The organism is Candidatus Kinetoplastibacterium sorsogonicusi, assembly GCF_003072465.1.
Taxonomy (GTDB): Bacteria; Pseudomonadota; Gammaproteobacteria; order Burkholderiales; family Burkholderiaceae_B; genus Kinetoplastidibacterium; species Kinetoplastidibacterium kentomonadis.
In genome coordinates this window covers 329,140-348,161 of sequence record NZ_CP025628.1, presented here as the reverse complement: position 1 = coordinate 348,161, position 19,022 = coordinate 329,140, and the positions used below count along the sequence as shown (strand labels likewise).

At 24.9% G+C, this 19,022-nt stretch carries 18 protein-coding genes and 1 pseudogene; 9 read left to right on the top strand and 10 right to left on the bottom strand.

Annotated elements, in window-relative coordinates:
- Positions 1-26: 26 nt before the first annotated feature.
- The 3 genes from CKSOR_RS01665 to recG are packed head-to-tail and all read left to right on the top strand — an operon-like array spanning position 27 to position 3,275.
- Positions 27-800 (top strand): ferredoxin--NADP reductase, encoded by a 774-nt coding sequence (locus CKSOR_RS01665; protein ID WP_108673863.1) that lies wholly within the window; start codon positions 27-29, stop codon positions 798-800.
- A gap of 37 nt (positions 801-837) precedes the next feature.
- On the top strand, positions 838-1,224 hold the full coding sequence (locus CKSOR_RS01660; protein WP_108674219.1) for a RidA family protein: 387 nt from the start codon (positions 838-840) through the stop codon (positions 1,222-1,224).
- Positions 1,225-1,250: 26 nt separating this feature from the next.
- Positions 1,251-3,275, top strand: a complete 2,025-nt coding sequence (gene recG, locus CKSOR_RS01655; protein ID WP_108673862.1) for an ATP-dependent DNA helicase RecG — start codon at positions 1,251-1,253, stop codon at positions 3,273-3,275.
- A 9-nt stretch (positions 3,276-3,284) separates the two neighbouring features.
- Here recG and asd read toward each other — a convergent pair whose 3' ends face one another.
- Entirely contained in the window at positions 3,285-4,148 is an 864-nt protein-coding gene (gene asd / locus CKSOR_RS01650) for an archaetidylserine decarboxylase (RefSeq protein ID WP_108673861.1), read from the bottom strand.
- A gap of 349 nt (positions 4,149-4,497) precedes the next feature.
- On the opposite strand from asd, the gene CKSOR_RS01645 reads away from it, so the two are divergent.
- The 4 genes and pseudogenes from CKSOR_RS01645 to guaA all read left to right on the top strand — a co-directional run bounded on the left by CKSOR_RS01645 (position 4,498) and on the right by guaA (position 9,945).
- Positions 4,498-6,561, top strand: a complete 2,064-nt coding sequence (locus tag CKSOR_RS01645) for a carbon starvation CstA family protein (protein WP_108673860.1) — start codon at positions 4,498-4,500, stop codon at positions 6,559-6,561.
- 15 nt (positions 6,562-6,576) lie between these two features.
- Positions 6,577-6,798, top strand: a complete 222-nt coding sequence (locus tag CKSOR_RS01640; protein ID WP_108673859.1) for a YbdD/YjiX family protein — start codon at positions 6,577-6,579, stop codon at positions 6,796-6,798.
- A gap of 70 nt (positions 6,799-6,868) precedes the next feature.
- On the top strand, positions 6,869-8,329 hold the full coding sequence (gene guaB, locus CKSOR_RS01635) for an IMP dehydrogenase (protein WP_108673858.1): 1,461 nt from the start codon (positions 6,869-6,871) through the stop codon (positions 8,327-8,329).
- 25 nt (positions 8,330-8,354) lie between these two features.
- Positions 8,355-9,945, top strand: a pseudogene (gene guaA / locus CKSOR_RS01630) (glutamine-hydrolyzing GMP synthase).
- 37 nt (positions 9,946-9,982) lie between these two features.
- Here the strand turns inward: guaA and CKSOR_RS01625 are convergent.
- Genes CKSOR_RS01625 through tmk form a run of 5 tightly spaced genes read right to left on the bottom strand, consistent with a single transcriptional unit; the run spans position 9,983 to position 13,520 of the window.
- Positions 9,983-10,765, bottom strand: a complete 783-nt coding sequence (locus CKSOR_RS01625) for a lipoate--protein ligase family protein (protein WP_108673857.1) — start codon at positions 10,763-10,765, stop codon at positions 9,983-9,985.
- Positions 10,758-11,048: a lipoate-protein ligase small subunit gene (locus CKSOR_RS01620; RefSeq protein ID WP_108673856.1), complete on the bottom strand. Its 291-nt coding sequence runs from the start codon at positions 11,046-11,048 to the stop codon at positions 10,758-10,760. Before CKSOR_RS01620 ends, CKSOR_RS01625 begins: the two co-directional genes overlap by 8 nt.
- 13 nt (positions 11,049-11,061) lie before the next feature.
- Entirely contained in the window at positions 11,062-11,838 is a 777-nt protein-coding gene (locus CKSOR_RS01615; protein ID WP_108673855.1) for a TatD family hydrolase, read from the bottom strand.
- A 5-nt stretch (positions 11,839-11,843) separates the two neighbouring features.
- Positions 11,844-12,887 (bottom strand): hypothetical protein, encoded by a 1,044-nt coding sequence (locus CKSOR_RS01610; protein ID WP_108673854.1) that lies wholly within the window; start codon positions 12,885-12,887, stop codon positions 11,844-11,846.
- Between the two features lie 6 nt (positions 12,888-12,893).
- The gene (gene tmk / locus CKSOR_RS01605; protein ID WP_108673853.1) at positions 12,894-13,520 is read right to left on the bottom strand and encodes a dTMP kinase; all 627 of its coding nucleotides are present in this window, start codon (positions 13,518-13,520) and stop codon (positions 12,894-12,896) included.
- A gap of 91 nt (positions 13,521-13,611) precedes the next feature.
- Between tmk and ygfZ the strand changes: the two genes are divergently transcribed.
- Positions 13,612-14,595, top strand: coding sequence for a CAF17-like 4Fe-4S cluster assembly/insertion protein YgfZ (gene ygfZ, locus CKSOR_RS01600; protein ID WP_108673852.1), 984 nt, complete (start codon positions 13,612-13,614; stop codon positions 14,593-14,595).
- Here ygfZ and CKSOR_RS01595 read toward each other — a convergent pair.
- From CKSOR_RS01595 to CKSOR_RS01585, 3 genes are read right to left on the bottom strand one after another with little or no spacing between them, the layout of a single operon-like run.
- Positions 14,592-15,281 (bottom strand): VIT1/CCC1 transporter family protein, encoded by a 690-nt coding sequence (locus tag CKSOR_RS01595; RefSeq protein ID WP_108673851.1) that lies wholly within the window; start codon positions 15,279-15,281, stop codon positions 14,592-14,594. The genes ygfZ and CKSOR_RS01595 overlap by 4 nt on opposite strands.
- Before the next feature lie 15 nt (positions 15,282-15,296).
- Complete coding sequence (locus CKSOR_RS01590) at positions 15,297-15,590, bottom strand: RnfH family protein (protein ID WP_108673850.1); 294 nt, start codon at positions 15,588-15,590, stop codon at positions 15,297-15,299.
- Complete coding sequence (locus CKSOR_RS01585; RefSeq protein ID WP_108673849.1) at positions 15,587-16,024, bottom strand: type II toxin-antitoxin system RatA family toxin; 438 nt, start codon at positions 16,022-16,024, stop codon at positions 15,587-15,589. The genes CKSOR_RS01590 and CKSOR_RS01585 overlap by 4 nt, the downstream gene beginning before the upstream one ends.
- A gap of 46 nt (positions 16,025-16,070) precedes the next feature.
- Between CKSOR_RS01585 and smpB the strand changes: the two genes are divergently transcribed.
- Positions 16,071-16,517, top strand: coding sequence for an SsrA-binding protein SmpB (gene smpB / locus CKSOR_RS01580; RefSeq protein ID WP_108673848.1), 447 nt, complete (start codon positions 16,071-16,073; stop codon positions 16,515-16,517).
- A gap of 54 nt (positions 16,518-16,571) precedes the next feature.
- Here smpB and ppsA read toward each other — a convergent pair whose 3' ends face one another.
- The gene (gene ppsA, locus CKSOR_RS01575) at positions 16,572-18,932 is read right to left on the bottom strand and encodes a phosphoenolpyruvate synthase (RefSeq protein WP_108673847.1); all 2,361 of its coding nucleotides are present in this window, start codon (positions 18,930-18,932) and stop codon (positions 16,572-16,574) included.
- Positions 18,933-19,022: the final 90 nt, after the last annotated feature.

Genomic DNA, 19,022 nt, shown 5'->3' with positions numbered 1-19,022 from the left:
TAATATTTATTTACTTATAATACACTATGTCAATTTTTAGCAAAGAAAAAATTTTAGAAGTATATCATTGGAATAATAGTTTATTTTCTTTTAAAACTACTAGAAATAGATCTTTAAAATTTAATAGCGGTCATTTTTTAATGATTGGCTTAAATATTAATAATTCAATTATAAGTAGAGCTTACAGTATAGTTAGTTCTACTTATGATGAATATTTAGAATTTCTTAGCATAAAAATTAATAATGGTCAATTTACTTCTGTATTACAAAATATAAAAAAAAATGAAGAGATATTAATAGGTACAAAACCTGTAGGAACATTAACTATTGATAATCTTTTACCTGGTAAACATTTATATTTATTAAGTACTGGAACTGGTATTGCACCATTTCTTAGCATAATTAAAGATTTTGAAACTTATGAACTTTTTAACAAAATTATATTAGTTCATTGTGTAAGATATATAAAAGATTTAGTTTATCAAAATTATATATTAAATGATTTGCCAAATCATTTAATATTAGGTGATATTATTAAAAAAAAATTAATATATTACCCTATTGTAACTAGAGAAAATTTTGAACATCAAGGAAGAATTACTGATTTAATTGATACAAATAAAATTACTCAAGATATAAAACTTCCTGAATTAAATTATTCTCATGATAGAATCATGATATGTGGAAATCCACAAATGATTTATGATATTAGTAAAATACTAGAAAACAAACAATTTTCTATGTCTACTAATTCTAAAATTGGAAATTATGTAATTGAAAGAGCATTTGTTTCTAAATAATTATTAATTGAAACAAAATGAAAATAATAAGGATTTCATTATGAAAAAAGTTATTCATACTAACAAAGCACCAAAAGCAGTAGGACCATATTCACAAGCTATATCACTTACTAATAATAAGCTTGTTTTTTTATCAGGACAAATAGGATTGGATCCTTTAACTGGAAAAATAGTTTCAGATAGTTTTGAAGACCAAGTACGCCAATCTTTTAAAAATATGTATGAAGTAATTAAAGCTTCTGGTGGTACACTTGATAATATTATAAAACTTAATTTATTTCTTACAGATTTAAATAATTTTTCTATAGTTAATAATATTATGTCAGAATTATTATCTCAACCATATCCTGCTAGATCAACAGTAGAAGTAAAAGGGTTACCAAAAAATGCTAAGTTTGAAATAGAAGCAATAATATCATTATAAATAATATTGGCATATTTAATATTTTGATGAAAATTAGCAATTCATTAAATAAAAATGAGATTGGTTATTCAGATTTTATTTCGTCAGAGAATTTCTTATTTTTTTTTCCTATTAAATATCAAAATTTAACTATTATTAGCAAAATTATAGATCTAAAAATAGGTGAAAAATATCAAATAGAAGGTATAATTAAAAATGTTAATATAACTTTAAGACCACGTAAACAGTTATGTGCTATTGTAGCAGATGATACTGGTGAATTACAAATAAGATGGCTCAATTTTTATCCTAATTTAATAAAAAAGATAAAAATTCATAACAAAATAAGGTTATCAGGAACTGTTAGAAAACATATAAATAATATAGAAATTGTCCATCCTGATATCATCAATGAAAAGAGTATTTTGCCAACTAAATTAACTCCTATATATTGTAATATATTTGGTCTGAAGGTTAATGATATTAAAAAAATCATTTATAAATTAATAAATGAAAAAATATTACAAGAAACTTTGCCAAAAAATATTATTGAATCATATAATTTGCTATCAATAAATGATGCCGTACATACTATACATTTTCCTGAAATATCTAGTGATATAAAATCTTTAATTAATAAAACTCACCCAGCTTGGTTAAGAATAAAATTTGATGAGTTAGTAGCTAGAAATTTATCTATATTATCAAAAAAAAATATTAGATTTAATTGTAGAGCTATTCCATTAATGAAAAAAGAAACATCAATAAATAAATTTATTAACAATTTACCATTTTCTCTAACTAATTCACAAATAGATGTAATAAAAGAAATATCTAATGACTTAACTAAACCATATCCAATGCATAGAATTTTACAAGGTGATGTGGGTAGCGGTAAAACTATAGTAGCTGCAATAGCTATATTGCAAGCTATTAAAAATAAAACACAAGCTGTTCTAATGACACCAACTGAAATATTATCTGAGCAACATTTTAAAAAATTTTCATCTTGGTTTAATAAACTTGGAATTAATATAGGAATATTAACTTCAAGTCAAAAACAAAATCAAAAAAATATTACAATTCAAAAAATTGTTACAGGTGAAATAGATTTAATAATAGGAACTCAAGCAATTTTGCAAGATAAAATTATATTTAATAGATTAGGTTTATCAATTATAGATGAGCAGCATAAATTTGGTGTATGGCAACGTTCTTCATTAAAATATAAGAATTTTAATAATAAAGAATATAGTTATATACCTCACCAATTAGCTATGAGTGCTACTCCTATACCTAGAACTCTTGCTATGGTAATATTATCTGATATAGATATATCAACAATTTATGAACTTCCTAAAGGAAGAAAACCAATAACTACAAAATTAATTTCAAATAATAAAAAATATGAATTAATAAAACGTATAAAAATTGAAATTTCTTTAGGAAAACAAGCTTATTGGGTATGCCCTATAATTGATCAAAGTAATAAACTTACTTTACAGAATGTAATGCATACATATCAAGAAATATCATCTGCATTACCTGATATAAATATAGGTATTATACATGGAAAATTAACTCAAACAGAAAAATCTGCTGTTATGAATAGTTTTATAGAAGGGAATATTAAAATATTGGTTGCTACTACTATAATTGAAGTTGGTGTTGATATAGAAAATGCTTCTATAATGGTTATAGAAAATGCTGAAAGATTTGGTTTAGCACAATTACATCAATTGAGAGGTAGAATAGGTCGTGGTACACAAAATTCTACTTGTATTTTATTGTACCAAGATCCTTTATCAGAAATAGCAATGGATAGATTAAAAGCTATGTTTTATACTAATAATGGTTTTGAAATAGCAAAAAAAGATTTACAACAAAGAGGTCCTGGTGAATTTTTAGGAACAAAGCAATCTGGTGATATATTATTTAAATTTGTAGACATAGAATTAGATAAAAATTTAATTGAACCAGCAAAACAAGCATCTATATATATATATGAAAATAATAAAGAATTAGCAAATAAACATATTGAAAGATGGAAGTTTATATCTTACTTAAGATAGAAGATCATACTATATTATAAATTGACCTATTTTTTCTCCCATTTTAATTTGATTAGAAAAATTACTAAAATCTTTCCAAGATATTTTTTCTTGATCAAATAAAATAATTACAGTAGACCCTATATAAAAACTTCCTATTTCCATTCCTTTTTTTATAAAATAATTTTTTTTAGAAAAATTGTATTCTAAAGGTCTTTTAGAATCATTTTTTATTAATTTTGTCCAAATTGTACTGATTGAAGAAACTATTATAGCACCTACCATAATTATTGCTATATCACCATAATTTGTATTAAATAATAATATAACACGTTCATTTTTAGAATAAATATTTGGAATATTTGTAATTGATTTATTATTAACAGAATATAATTTTCCAGGTATATGTAATATTTTTTGTAATTTACCATCTATAGGCATATGAACTCTATGATAATCTTTTGGTGATAAATAAATAGTTATAAAATTTCCTTTAATAAATTTTTTATAATTTATTAAAATACTATTTCCACCTAATAGTTCAAAAATATTAAAATTATGATTTTTTGCTTGAATTATTTTATATTTTTTAATATTACCAAATTGAGAAATATAACCATCTACTGGAGAAACAATATTCGAAATTTGATAATCTATTTGTCTATACTGTAAATCTATTTTTCTAGTAAAAAATTCATTAAAATTTTTATAATGATTAATATTTTTTTCTAAAGCTATCGTCATATCAATTTTGTAAAATTTAATAAATATATTAATGAAAATATTTTTAATGAAAGAAGTTTCATTATAAGCAAAAAAACCAAATATTTTTGATATAAGTTTTTTAGGAAGTATATACTGCGATAAAATAAAAAATTTTTCTAAAATATGCATATTTTTATGATAATTATTATATGGTAATTGTATTAATATTATTTATATCAACAACATCTTTAAAAAAGATTCGTTCAGATTAGTAACAAATTAGATTTTTTTTATAAAAAAATATTATAATCATTAATAATACAAAATATTAAATTTATTGATCATAATTATATAAATAATTTTTTATTATCAATAATATGCATATGTTTTAAACCATATGTTACAAATTGTAAACCCACAAAGTAAAAATAATATAAGCTACAATTTCATTTTTTATTCAGAAATATTTACATCAAATTTTTATCAATTGAATTAAATCTTTAATTTTTTAAAGGTTTTGTTAGGAGGATTATTTATTATGCAGGAAAAAAAGAAAAGAATTTGCGATTATATAATATGGACATTTATTGCAATTCTAGGTTCTTTTGCTCTTGGCGTGATTGCCTTGTCGAGAGGAGAAACAATTAATGCTTTATGGATTTTAGTAGCTGCAATATGTGTTTATTTGATAGCTTATCGATATTATAGTATGTTTATTGCTAATAAAGTATTCAAATTAGATCAACATAGAATGACACCAGCTTTTGTTCATAATGATGGTTTAGATTATGTACCAACTAATAAGCATGTATTATTTGGGCATCATTTTGCAGCAATAGCTGGAGCTGGTCCTTTAATAGGACCAGTATTAGCAGCACAAATGGGTTATTTACCAGGCATGCTATGGATATTAGCAGGTGTTGTATTTGCTGGTGCTGTACAAGATTTTATAATATTATTTCTTTCTATAAGAAGAGATGGTAAATCTATGGGAGATATGATTAAAGCAGAAATAGGAAATATACCTGGAGTTATTGCTTTATTTGGTATCTTTATGATAATGGTAATTATTTTAGCTGTCTTAGCTTTAATTGTAGTCAAAGCTTTGATGCATTCTCCTTGGGGTACTTTTACTGTAGCTTCTACAATACCAATAGCTTTATTTATGGGCTTATATTTAAGGTATATTAGGCCTGGTAAGGTAGGTGAAATATCCATAATAGGTTTTTTATTTTTAATATTAGCGATAGTATTTGGTCAATATGTTGAACATATACCTTTTTTAAATTTTTTATTTAATTTAGATGGTGAGACTTTAACATTAGTTTTGATTATATATGGATTTACTGCAGCAGTATTACCTATATGGCTTTTACTTGCTCCTAGAGATTATTTATCAACTTTTCTAAAGTTAGGTACTATATTAGGATTAGCATTAGGCATAATTGTAGTAGCTCCTGAATTAAAAATGCCAAGTATAGTTTTTCAATTTATAAATGGAGGTCCAGTTTGGACTGGTAAATTATTTCCATTTTTATTTATTACAATTGCATGTGGTGCAGTATCAGGATTTCATGCATTAATTTCTTCTGGAACAACACCTAAGTTAATTGAAAATGAAATTCAGGCTCGATATATTGGTTATGGCGGTATGTTAATGGAATCATGTGTTGCTCTTATGGCTTTAGTAGCAGCATGTATTATTGAGCCAGGTATATATTATGCCATGAATAGTCCAGCTGCAATAATAGGAGTTACTCCTGAAGAAGTTGCTCTAACAGTATCTAGTTGGGGATTTTTAGTAACACCTGAAGATTTGATTAATACTGCAGAAAAAGTAGGTGAAAATACTATTATATCTAGAGTAGGTGGAGCTCCAACTTTAGCTGTATGTATGGCAAATATTTTTCATCAAGTAATTGGTGGGGATTCTATGATGGCTTTTTGGTATCATTTTGCTATATTATTTGAAGCTTTATTTATACTAACTACAGTAGATGCAGGTACACGTTCTGGAAGATTTATTTTACAAGATTTATTAGGCTCTTTTCTACCTTATTTTAAAAAAACAAATGCTTTATTGCCTAATTTGATTGCTACTGCATTATGTACATTATCTTGGGGATATTTTCTTTACCAAGGGGTCGTAGATCCTTTAGGTGGTATTAACACATTATGGTCACTTTTTGGAATTGCTAATCAAATGTTAGCAGCTATGGCTTTAACTTTAGGAACAGTAGTTTTATATAAAATGAAGCAAGATAAATATGCTTGGGTTACATTAATGCCAACTATTTGGTTATTAATATGTACTTTGACTGCAGGTTGGATGAAATTATTTGATAACAATCCAAATGTTGGTTTTCTTGCACATGCTAAATTATATAGAAATGCAATTGAAAGTAACACTATTATTCTACCAGCTAGATCTATTGATGAAATGTATAGAATCATTACTAATGATTATATAAATTCATCATTATGTTTTCTCTTTATGGTGATTGTTATTTTTATAGTATTATCTGGCATAAAAGCCATTATTATAGCTAAAAAAAACCGAAATATTACAACCAAAGAATCACAATATAATTTTATAAACTGATAGGAAGATAATCAAATGTTATTTAATAATATAAAAAATTTTAAATTAAAAATTATTATAAGTTATCATTATTTTACTAAAACATTAAAAATGATTATTGGAATACCAGATTATGAAAATTATTTATTACATATGAAAAATAAACATCCAAATATTAAACCAATGAATTATGAGGAATTTTTTAAAAATAGACAAATATCTAGGTATGGTAGTAATGGTGTTGTAAAATGCTGTTAATAAAAAAATTATTTAAAAAATCTTACAATTAAGAGATAATAGATGATTTAATAATTTAAGGAGTATAAAGATGCGTCTTTTAAAAAAAGCATTAACATTTGATGATGTATTATTGGTTCCAGCTTATTCTAGTATATTACCACGTGACGCATCTTTAAAAACAAAATTAACACGCAATATTAGTTTGCATATACCACTTATTTCTTCAGCAATGGATACTGTTACAGAATCTAAATTAGCAATTACACTTGCTCAAGAAGGTGGTATAGGTATCATCCATAAAAACATGTCAATAGAAGCACAAGCAAGAGAAGTTGCTTGTGTTAAGAGGTTTGAATCTGGTATTGTAAAAAATCCTATCACTGTTACTCCTAATTTAAAAGTACGTGATGCTATTGATTTACAAAAAAATAATGGTATATCTGGTTTACCTGTGATAGAAGGTAAAAAGTTAGTTGGTATTGTAACAAATAGAGATTTGAGATTTGAAGAAAATTTAGATCAACCTTTAAGTAATATCATGACAAAACATGATAAATTAATTACTATAAAAGAGGGTTCTACAATAAAAGAAGCTCAATATTTGATGCATAAACATAGATTAGAAAGAGTTTTAATAGTAAATGATAAATTTGAACTTTGTGGATTAGCTACTGTAAAAGATATTATTAAAAACACGGAGAAGCCATCTGCTAATAAAGACGTTCATGGACAATTAATAGTAGGAGCTGCAGTAGGCATATCTAAAGATACAGATGAAAGAGTAGCTAAATTAGTTGATGCTGGTGTAGATGTTATAGTTATAGATACAGCTCATGGCCATTCTCAAGGAGTTTTAAATACTGTAAAAAGAATTAAAAATGATTACCCTAAAATAGATCTAATTGCTGGTAATGTTGCTACTAGTGAAGCAGCTTTAAGTTTAATAAATAATTTTGCTGATGGTATTAAAGTTGGGATAGGACCTGGTTCTATATGTACCACTAGAATTATTTCAGGTGTTGGAGTGCCGCAAATTACAGCAATATTAGATGTATCTGAAGCTTTAAAAGGATCTGGTATTCCAGTAATATCTGACGGTGGAGTAAGATATTCTGGTGATGTAGCTAAAGCTATTGCTGCTGGCGCTTCTTCTTGTATGATGGGTAGTATGTTTGCTGGTACTGAAGAATCTCCCGGAGAAGTTATATTATTTCAAGGAAAACGTTATAAAGCATATCGTGGCATGGGTAGTATTGGAGCTATGGCTACTGGATCTGCAGATAGATACTTTCAAGATCATCAAAAAGATGATAGAAAATTAGTTCCTGAAGGTATAGAAGGAATGGTTCCATACAAAGGCAGTGTTTTAGAAATTATTTATCAATTTATTGGAGGTATTAGAGCAGCTATGGGTTATTGTGGTTGTGCTTCTATAAAAGAAATGCAAACTAAAACTGAATTAATTGAAATTACAGCTTCAGGTGTAAAAGAATCTCATGTACATGATGTACAAATTACTAAAGAAGCTCCAAATTATAGATCTATATAAAAATATTTTAAAATTTAATACATATATGAAAAGCAACATACTAATAATTGATTATGGATCTCAATTTACACAGTTAATAGCAAGACGTGTAAGGGAGTTAGGCGTTTATTCTATAGTTTATAATGGTAAAAATATAGACGAAAATAGCTTATTAGATTATATAAACAATAATTACGTTAAAGGTATCATCTTATCTGGTAGTCATGAATCTACTTATAACAAACATTCTAATAATATTTCTGAAATGATTTTAAATCATGGAATACCTGTATTAGGTATATGTTATGGAATGCAATCTATTATTCAAACTTTAGGTGGTAAAGTTATTAGTTCTATGCATAAAGAATTTGGATGTACTAAAATTGATATTAAAAATAGTATTTTATTTAAAAATTTAGATGAAATTGATTATACTTCTGCAGGAAATCATCAATTAGAAGTATTAATGAGTCATGGAGATAAAGTCACTGAAATACCAGATAATTTTGAAATTATTGCATCATCAAAAAATTGTCCTATTGCTGCTATTGAAGATAGCAAAAGAAATATATATGGATTACAATTTCATCCAGAAGTTACAGATACTATTAGTGGTAAGCAAATTCTTAATAATTTCATAAAAATAATATGCAAATGTAAAGAGTCATGGAATATTTATGATTTTCTTGATAAAAAAATTAATGATATTCAAAAACAAATTGGAAATGATGAAGTTATTCTTGGTTTATCTGGTGGAGTAGATTCATCAGTAGTAGCTGCTTTATTACATAAAGCAATTGGTAATAGATTAACTTGCATATTTGTAGATCATGGTATGTTACGTTTAAATGAAGCAAAAAATGTAAATAAAATTTTTTCTAAAATGAATATAAAAGTTTTATATATTGATGCTTCGAACCAATTTTTAAAAAAATTAGCTAATATTCAAGATCCTGAAACAAAAAGATTGATTATTGGTAAAGAATTCATAGAAGTATTTCAAAAAGAAGCATAATATGAACAATATTAAATGGTTAGCACAAGGTACTATTTATTCTGATGTAATAGAATCAGCAAAAAATTTTGACGGATGTTCTGTTACAATAAAATCTCATCATAATGTTGGTGGATTACCTGAAAATATGAAATTTAAACTCATAGAACCATTAAGAGATTTATTTAAAGATGAAGTAAAAAAATTAGGATCTATGTTGGGATTACCAGACTTGATTTTAAATAGGCATCCATTTCCTGGTCCTGGATTAGCGATTAGAATAATTGGTGAAATTAAAAAAGATTATATTCAAATATTACAACAAGCTGATAATATTTTTATTGAAGAGTTAAAATTGTGTAATTTTGATGAAAATTCAAATTGGTATGATAAAATATCACAAGCTTTTGCATTATTTTTACCTATTAAAACAGTTGGTGTAATGGGTGATTACAGAACTTATGATTATGTGATAGCATTAAGAGCAGTACAAACTTCTGATTTTATGACAGCAAAATGGGCACAATTACCATTTGATTTATTAAAGAAAATATCTACTAGAATTATAAATGAAGTGCCAAAAGTTAATAGGGTAGTTTATGATATCTCTAGTAAACCTCCTGCTACTATAGAATGGGAATAATATATATAAATTATACTATCCCATAAAATAATAAATATCAAGGGATAGTATATAGCCATTCTTTTTTTTGAAATTTTGATTTACTCAATTGAATTGCTTTATTAATTATATTTTCATTTAACTGATTATTAAATGTAGCATTGTAATTTTTTTGAAAAAAATCAATCATACCTTTTATAATATTTGTTCTTGACTTATTTGTATAATTAATAAGAGGATCTACTCTTTTAATAGCGCTTTCTATACCTTTATCAGATAATTTTTCCTTACCTATCCGCAATATTTTCATCATATGTTCATAGTTCATTTTGTAAGATATTGTAACATGATGTAATATAGCATTTTTTTTTCTAGATTGAGCAGCTCCACCAATTTTACCAATATTAGTACATATATCATTTAATGGTTTATAATAGGCTTCTATACCAATAGAATTAAAAAAATCTATTACCCAAGTGTCTAAATATTTATAAGATTCTTGAAAGCTCATATTAATAAAATGTTCAATAGGAATAATAATAGAGTATGTAATAGTATTTTCAGGTTCTACAAACATAGCACCTCCTCCAGTAATTCTACGCACTATTGGTATATTTAGGATATTAGATTCTATAATATTTATTTCATTTTTTACAGATTGAAATCTACCAATGATTACAGCAGGTGAATCCCATTCCCAAAAACGCAAAATAGGCATAGAGTCAGGTTTCATTACTAATTCTTCTAATAATACTTCATCTATTGCCATATGTAAAAATGGGCTTTGTGGCTCCATATATACTATATTCCATTTTTTATATTTATGAAAAATATTATTCATTTGTAAATGCCTTTAAAATGGTTATTGCTATAGATTCAGGAGAAAATCCAAAAAATACAGTATTTTCTGGTATAGCTCGATTAATTATAGTTTTGATTTCTTGCATATTTGTTTGAATTGATAATCCTATTAATGCTTTATTTATCATTTCTAATACTATAGGAGGTTCTAAAAAAAAATCACCAGAGATCTGTATCTCTTTTATCAAAGAATCTTCTATAACAATATCAGCGATTATTAATTTTCCATTAGGAACTTTATATTTACTATGTAAAGTTTTCATTATATAAATTTGATTATTGATTATAAGATATTTTTTTAAATAAACTGAAAAAATTATTTGTAGTATTTTTTGCTACTACATCAATTGGAATATTTTTAATTTCTGCTACTTTTTTTGCAACTATTGTAACATTAGATGGTTCATTTATTTTACCTCTGTATGGTTCTGGAGATAAAAATGGAGAATCTGTTTCTATTAATAATTTATCTAAAGGAATATACTTTATAATATCTCTTAAATTTTGAGCATTTTTAAAAGTAATAATACCAGATAAAGAAATAAAAAAATTCATATCTAATACTTTTTTAGCAAAATCCATAGTTTCTGTAAAACAATGAATAACACCATTAAAAGCTTTTTCTTGATTTAAAATATCAATCGTATCATTAGCAGCATTTCTAGTATGTATAATTAAAGGTAAATTTGAATTTATACTAGCTCGTATATGATTACAAAATCTATTTTTTTGAATTTTATAAATTTCTTTTGAATTACAATTATAAAAATCTAGACCAGTTTCTCCTATGGCAATTACTTTTTCATTTATTGATAAATCACATAATTCATTATATGTTAAATCATCATTTATATGAGAATTAGGATGTGTTCCTATAGAAGCCCATAAATTTTTATATTTTTTCACTAAATTAATAATCAAATTTGAACTTTTATTATCTATACCAACAACTAAAGCATTAGATACTTTTTTAATTTCCATATTTTTTATTATAGAATCGATATTTTTTAACAATTCAGGAAAATTTATGTGACAGTGAGAATCTATATACATAAGTATTAATCCGTAAAATATAATTTTTTCATGTTTTTTAAGATATTGATTATTAATAATTTATTATTTAAATAATGTGTTGAAAATATTTTTTTTTCTCTATAAAGCAAATTCCACATATATACGAAACTATTAATAGAATATTTATTTTTAATTTTAATAATTTCTTTATATCTTTTTATAAAAAATTGGATTTTTAATCCATAACTAACTTGAATTAAGTCAAAGTACAATTTTTGCAAAATAGAAATACATTCTAAAGTACCTAATTTATCAAATAAATAAAAAACTTTATTTTCGCTTATATAACCTAAAATTAAAGCATTTATGATTATATCAAGAAAATCTTGATATAATTTATAATCATCACCATATAACATGATATGTAGTGGTGAATTACCATTTATATAAATATGATCGTCAATATTATTTATATTATTATCAATTAACCATTTTTTTGATTCATCATAAGATGGTGATTTCAGTAATAATCTGCTACATCTAGATAATATAGTTGGAATAACATCATCAGTGTATTCTGAAACTATTAAAAATATTAATTTTAAATTAAAATCTTCTAATATTTTTAATATTGCATTAGATGATACTGTATTCAAACATTTACCTGGATAAATAATCACTATTTTAGGTTTATTATTTATATATGTAAATCTATAAAACCATTCTTTTAAATTATGTATTTGCTCTATACGTATTTCTTTAGATAATTTTTTGTTTACATAATGACTATTATAACTAATATAATTATCTTTATTATATAAGTTATCCATACTTAATATATCTGGCAAAATAATTTTTAAATCTGGGTGATTACCAGACTTTATTAATAGACATGATTGACAAATTTCACAAGCTAATAAATTATTTGGTGAATTACATAAAATACTTGCAGAAATAGAAAGAGCAAAGTGGAATTTTCCAATACCTTCATGTCCATATATAAACCAAGAATGTATAAATTTATTCTGTAAATTTTCTAAAAAATCTAAAGCTATTTTTTTATGCCAAGGTAGGAATTTTAAATTCATATATATTTATGATGTAAAATTTTTAATTAATGTAATTAGTTTATTCATTAAAATATTTCTGATATCAATGATAGATTTAGATCCATCAATTAACATTATTCTGTTTGAATGTATTTTTGCTAAATTAATATATTCGTTTCTAACTTTTTCAAAAAAATTTGAATTTTCTGATTCAAATTTATCTAAAGACTTTTTCTTTAATCTATTTTTAGAAATATCAATTGAAATATCAAACAATAAAGTTAAATCAGGAATTAAATCAATATTTGCATATTTTTCTAATTTATCTAGAATTATATTATTAATACCTCTACCACCAGCCTGATAAGCATACATAGAATCATTAAATCTATCTGATAGTACCCAAATACCTTTTTTTAAAGTAGGTTTTATAACTTTTTCAATATGCTCTTTTCTAGCTGCTATTGAGAGTAGTGATTCTGTGAATGCATTCATATTATAATTAAGAAAAATATCGCGTATTTGATTTCCAACTATGGTTCCACCAGGTTCTCTCGTTTTTATAACATTTATATTATGTACTTTTAAAAATTTTATGCACCAATCAATATGTGTGCTTTTTCCTGAACCATCAATACCTTCAAAAGTAATAAAAAATCCATATTTATGCATTTAATTTTTAATCCTAATTTATGATTAAATTTGTATTAATAAAAAATATATTATATATTTAATCATATTTAATTTTTTTAAACAAAATAATATGAAAAATTTGCAAGTTAATATTGAATGTTTATCAAAATATTCTATTATTATTTTAAATGGTAAAGATGTACTAAGCTTTTTACAGGCTAATTTAACTCAAGATTTTAAAAATATAAAGAATGATGAAGCCAAATTTTCAGGATACTGTAATTCAAAAGGTAGATTATATGCAAATATGCTTGTATGGTTTGAGTTAGATACAATTAATCAAATTCATCAACAAGCATACATTTTTGCATTAAAAGAAATTATAGATAGTCTGATAAAAAGATTGTCTATCTATATTTTAAGAAAAGATGTAGAGATAAAAATTCATGATTGTAATATTTATGGAATATATATAAAAAATATTAGTAATATTACTAATATACCTGTAGAAAATTTAGAATATAAAAAAATATTTAAAACTAATTTTGATAATGATACTGCTATATTTATACCAATGAAGAGTAAAAATGAGATTAGATTTATTTATATTACTCGAAAAGATGATGAGGTATATGATCTCATAGAAAAAAACTTTTTAAAAAATAATTATATAATTGATAAAAAGTTAATATGGGATTTTTTAGATATATTATCAGGTATTGCATGGATTAATAAATATAATCAAGAATTACTAATACCAAATGATATAAATTTAGATCTTTTAAATGGAATTAGTTTTACTAAAGGATGTTATCCAGGACAAGAAATTTTAGCTAGAATAAAATATATAGGAAAGATAAAAAATAGAATGTTCTATGGTAAAGTTAATTTTAATTTATTAAATTTTCATGAAAATTTAATAAATCAGGATATCATAAGTACACATAGTGATCCATCTCCATGTGGAAAGATTGTTAATTATACAATATATGATAATTATTTACATTTTTTATTAGAAATTCCTACAGAAGAATATTTTAAAATAAACAACAAATTTTATTTAGATATTAATAAAAAACTAAAAATAGATCTAAAAGAAATTTCATATAATTAAGTTCCAAATAACTTACCTATTAGTGCTGTTATAGCCATTGCAGCAGCTCCTACAAAAGATACTCTTGTTGTAGCTGGTAATATTTTAGCTCCTCCTGTATGAGCTGATATAATTCCTAATGTAGCTAACCATAATACAGAACTAGTAATTATAGAAAATATCATATGTTCTACAGGGCTTAATAATGCAACTAACATTGGTAATGTTGCACCAGTTGAAAATGAAAAAAAAGATGCTATTGCAGCTTTAATAGGATTGGCTCTATTATGCATAGATATACCTAATTCATCTCTAGCATGAGCATCCAAAGCGTTGTGTTTTGTTAAAGATACCGCAACATCATAAGCTAATTTTTTTGATAAGCCTCTATCTATATAAATTTGAGTTAATTCTTGTAATTCATATTCAGAATTATTTTTTAATGATAATGCTTCTAATTTCAAATCTGCTATTTCTATATCTGATTGTGAACATACTGATACATATTCTCCAGCAGACATGGATAAAGCTCCAGATATAAGGCCAGCAAAACCTGTTGTAATAATAATGTTATAATCAGAATTAATTGCGGCCATCCCAGCAATTAAACTAGCTGTGGATATTATGCCATCATTTGCACCTAAAACTGCAGCGCGTAACCAACCTGCTCTAAAAATTTTATGATTATGATATTCTTTATCTTGCATGATTAATTAATTAAATTATTTTTTAAATTTTCTAATTTTAGATCTTAATAAATGAGGATCGAAAATTAAGGGTCTACATATATCTATTCTATCATTATTTTCTAATATATAATCTTTACTTTGTATTTTACCAAAAATACTGATTCCATTCTCAATAGGATTTATATTTGGAAAGTATATATTAAAATCTGACATTAATAAAGCCTCAGAAATATTAGTATTATTAGGTAATAAAAGTACTTGTTTCCATAAATGATTTTTATTATGTGAATAAAATATTTCAACTGTAATTTTTTTAGATATATTCATATTTTATAAACGCAATTAGCTCTTTTAATAAAATTACCTATCATATGAGATGTAATATTATTAAAAAATGGTTGAATTATTAAGCTCATAATAGAATTTTTAAATTCATATTGCATTTTAAAATCTACTTTACATGAATTGTATTTTATATCTTCAAATAACCATAGTCCATATAAATAAGAAAATGGTCCTTCTAATAAATGTAATTCTATTTTATTAGGCATATAATAAAAATTTTTAGTTTGAATAAAATAAGTTACTCCAATAAATTTCATATATAATGAAACAACATTATTATTTTCGGAAAAATACTCATTTATTTCTGATGTTTCACACCATGGCATAAATTCTGGATATTTTTCCACATCAGCAACTAATTGAAATATTTGGAATGCACTATATGGCATAGTAATTGTTTGATGAATATTATGCATAATTACCTTATATAATAAAACTATCTTAAACTTAACATTTAAAATTATGAATATTACAGAAAATAGAAAAGCTTATCATAATTATTTTATAGAAGATAAATATGAAGCAGGTATTTCTTTACAAGGATGGGAAGTAAAAGCCATAAAACAAAATAGAGTACAATTACAAGAAAGTTATATTATAATAAGAAATAGTGAAATATTTATTGTAGGTATGCATATTAGTCCCCTCCATACAGCTTCAAAAATAACAGATATTGACCCTAAAAGAAATAGAAAAATGCTATTAAAAGCAAAAGAAATTAATAAATTAATAGGTAAAGTAGATCAAAAAGGGTATTCATTAGTTCCATTAAATCTTCATTTTAAAAATAATTTAATTAAAGTTGAATTTGCTCTTGGTAAAGGCAAAAAATCTTATGATAAAAGAGAAAGTTTAAAAAACAAGGAATGGAATAGAGAAAAAGAACGGTTATTCAAATTTTCAAGATAATTAAATTTGTATCTTTAGATACAAATTTAATTATTTTACAAATCTCTCTTTATACTAATGATTATGTAACATTTTCCAAGTATCTATTACAGTATCAGGATTTAAAGAAATAGACGTAATGCCTTGATTCAATAACCATTTTGCAAAATCAATATGATCACTAGGACCTTGACCACATATACCAATATACTTTTTCTTATCAACACAAGCTTTGATAGCTAAATGTAAAAGCATTTTTACAGCATCATTTCTTTCATCAAAATCAGCAACTAATTCTGCAATGCCTGAATCTCTATCTAAACCTAACGTTAACTGTGTCATATCATTAGAACCAATAGAAAATCCATCAAAAAATTCTAAAAATTGATCTGCTAAAAGTGCATTACTTGGTAATTCACACATCATGATAATTTTTAAACCATCTTTTCCTCTTGTTAAGCCATTTTTTTCTAAAAGATTAATAACATGTTTAGCATTATCAATAGTTCTTACAAATGGTATCATGATTTCTACGTTAGATAATCCCATATTATTTCTAACTGTTCTAATTGCTTCACATTCCATGCTAAAACAATCTTCAAAATCTTTAGAAATATATCTAGATACACCTCTATAACCTAACATAGGATTTTCTTCATCAGGTTCATATCTAGATCCACCTACTAATTTTTTATATTCATTAGATTTAAAATCAGACAATCTGACAATCACAGGTTTTGGCCAAAAAGCTGCTGCAATAGTAGAAACTCCTTCTACTATTTTTTTTATATAAAAATCTTTGGGATTTGAATAACCTCTAGAGGAAGATTCAATAGCTTTTTTTAGTGTAGAATCTAAATTAGGATAATCTAGTATAGCTTTTGGATGGATACCTATATTATTATTAATAATGAATTCTAGCCTTGCTAAACCAACACCATTATTTGGTAATTGACTAAATTCGAAAGCTAAATGAGGATTACCAACATTCATCATAATTTTTACATTTATATCAGGCATAACACCTCTATGAACTTCTTCTATATGAGTTTCCAATAATCCATCATATATTCTGCCTTCATCTCCTTCTGCACAAGATACTGTTACTATTTCTTTAGTAGATAATATTTCTGTAGCATTTCCGCAACCTACAACAGCAGGAATTCCTAATTCCCTAGCAATAATCGCAGCATGACAAGTTCTACCTCCTCTATTAGTGACAATAGCAGATGCTTTTTTCATAATTGGTTCCCAATTTGGATCTGTCATATCAGTTACTAATATATCACCATCTTCTACTAAATTTATTTCTGAAACTTCATGGATAATTTTTACTTTACCAGATCCTATTTTTTGTCCTATTGCTCTTCCAGTAATAAGAAGATTTTTATCATTAGTTTTTAATCTATATCGTAACTGTGAATTATTTTCTACTTGTTGAGATTTTACAGTTTCTGGACGTGCTTGTAATATATATAATTTTCCATCTAAACCATCTTTTCCCCATTCTATATCCATTGGACGGCCATAATGATTTTCTATGATTACAGCATATTTTGCTAATTCAATAATTTCTTTATCTGTAAGAGAATATTTATTACGATCACTAACATTAACATCAATAGTTTTCACACCATTAGAATTTTGATCGAATTCCATTTTGATCAATTTTGAACCGATTCTACGGCTTATTATAGAATCTTTTCCTACAGCTAAAGTTGGTTTAAACACATAAAACTCATCTGGATTAACAGCACCTTGTACAACTGTTTCTCCAAGTCCATATGAAGATGTAATAAATACTACATCTTTAAATCCACTTTCGGTATCAATAGTAAACATTACACCAGCACTACCAATATCAGATCTAACCATTCTTTGTATACCAGCTGAAAGATATACTTGAGTACCAGAATATCCTTTATGTATTCTATATGATATAGCTCTATCATTATATAATGAAGCAAATACATGCTTTATTTTATTTAAAATATCATCTATACCTATAACATTTAAAAATGTCTCCTGTTGTCCTGCGAATGATGCATCTGGTAGATCTTCAGCAGTAGCTGAAGATCTTACTGCAAAGGAGTAATTATTATTAGAATTTAATTGAGCAAAAGCATCTCTTATTTCTTTTTCAAATTTTTTAGGAAAAGGAGTATCTATAATCCATTGACGAATTTTAGCTCCAGCAGATGTTAATTCTTTTAAATTATCTGCATCTAAATTTGATAAACACTCATTAATACGATTATCTAAATTAGATTGTTTTAGAAAATCACTAAATGCTTGTGCTGTTGTAGCAAAACCACTAGGTACTCTTACTCCTGCACAAGATAATTGACTAATCATTTCACCAAGAGAAGCATTTTTACCTCCGACAGAATCAATGTCAGACATGCGAAGATCTTCAAAAGGAATTATATAAGACATTTAAAACACCCTAAAATATATTAAAAAAATAAGTTTAATAAAAAATTATAAATTTTTTTATTAAACTTATTTACAAAAAACTATGAATAT

What these genes read in the sequence shown, in the direction of transcription:
- CKSOR_RS01665 (WP_108673863.1), top strand. Translation starts at nt 27, where the DNA reads ATGTCAATTTTTAGCAAAGAAAAAATTTTAGAAGTATATCATTGGAAT.
- recG (WP_108673862.1), top strand. Translation starts at nt 1,251, where the DNA reads ATGAAAATTAGCAATTCATTAAATAAAAATGAGATTGGTTATTCAGAT.
- asd (WP_108673861.1), bottom strand. Translation starts at nt 4,148, where the DNA reads ATGCATATTTTAGAAAAATTTTTTATTTTATCGCAGTATATACTTCCT.
- CKSOR_RS01645 (WP_108673860.1), top strand. Translation starts at nt 4,498, where the DNA reads ATGCAGGAAAAAAAGAAAAGAATTTGCGATTATATAATATGGACATTT.
- CKSOR_RS01640 (WP_108673859.1), top strand. Translation starts at nt 6,577, where the DNA reads ATGTTATTTAATAATATAAAAAATTTTAAATTAAAAATTATTATAAGT.
- guaB (WP_108673858.1), top strand. Translation starts at nt 6,869, where the DNA reads ATGCGTCTTTTAAAAAAAGCATTAACATTTGATGATGTATTATTGGTT.
- CKSOR_RS01625 (WP_108673857.1), bottom strand. Translation starts at nt 10,765, where the DNA reads ATGAATAATATTTTTCATAAATATAAAAAATGGAATATAGTATATATG.
- CKSOR_RS01620 (WP_108673856.1), bottom strand. Translation starts at nt 11,048, where the DNA reads ATGAAAACTTTACATAGTAAATATAAAGTTCCTAATGGAAAATTAATA.
- CKSOR_RS01615 (WP_108673855.1), bottom strand. Translation starts at nt 11,838, where the DNA reads ATGTATATAGATTCTCACTGTCACATAAATTTTCCTGAATTGTTAAAA.
- CKSOR_RS01610 (WP_108673854.1), bottom strand. Translation starts at nt 12,887, where the DNA reads ATGAATTTAAAATTCCTACCTTGGCATAAAAAAATAGCTTTAGATTTT.
- tmk (WP_108673853.1), bottom strand. Translation starts at nt 13,520, where the DNA reads ATGCATAAATATGGATTTTTTATTACTTTTGAAGGTATTGATGGTTCA.
- ygfZ (WP_108673852.1), top strand. Translation starts at nt 13,612, where the DNA reads ATGAAAAATTTGCAAGTTAATATTGAATGTTTATCAAAATATTCTATT.
- CKSOR_RS01595 (WP_108673851.1), bottom strand. Translation starts at nt 15,281, where the DNA reads ATGCAAGATAAAGAATATCATAATCATAAAATTTTTAGAGCAGGTTGG.
- CKSOR_RS01590 (WP_108673850.1), bottom strand. Translation starts at nt 15,590, where the DNA reads ATGAATATATCTAAAAAAATTACAGTTGAAATATTTTATTCACATAAT.
- CKSOR_RS01585 (WP_108673849.1), bottom strand. Translation starts at nt 16,024, where the DNA reads ATGCATAATATTCATCAAACAATTACTATGCCATATAGTGCATTCCAA.
- smpB (WP_108673848.1), top strand. Translation starts at nt 16,071, where the DNA reads ATGAATATTACAGAAAATAGAAAAGCTTATCATAATTATTTTATAGAA.
- ppsA (WP_108673847.1), bottom strand. Translation starts at nt 18,932, where the DNA reads ATGTCTTATATAATTCCTTTTGAAGATCTTCGCATGTCTGACATTGAT.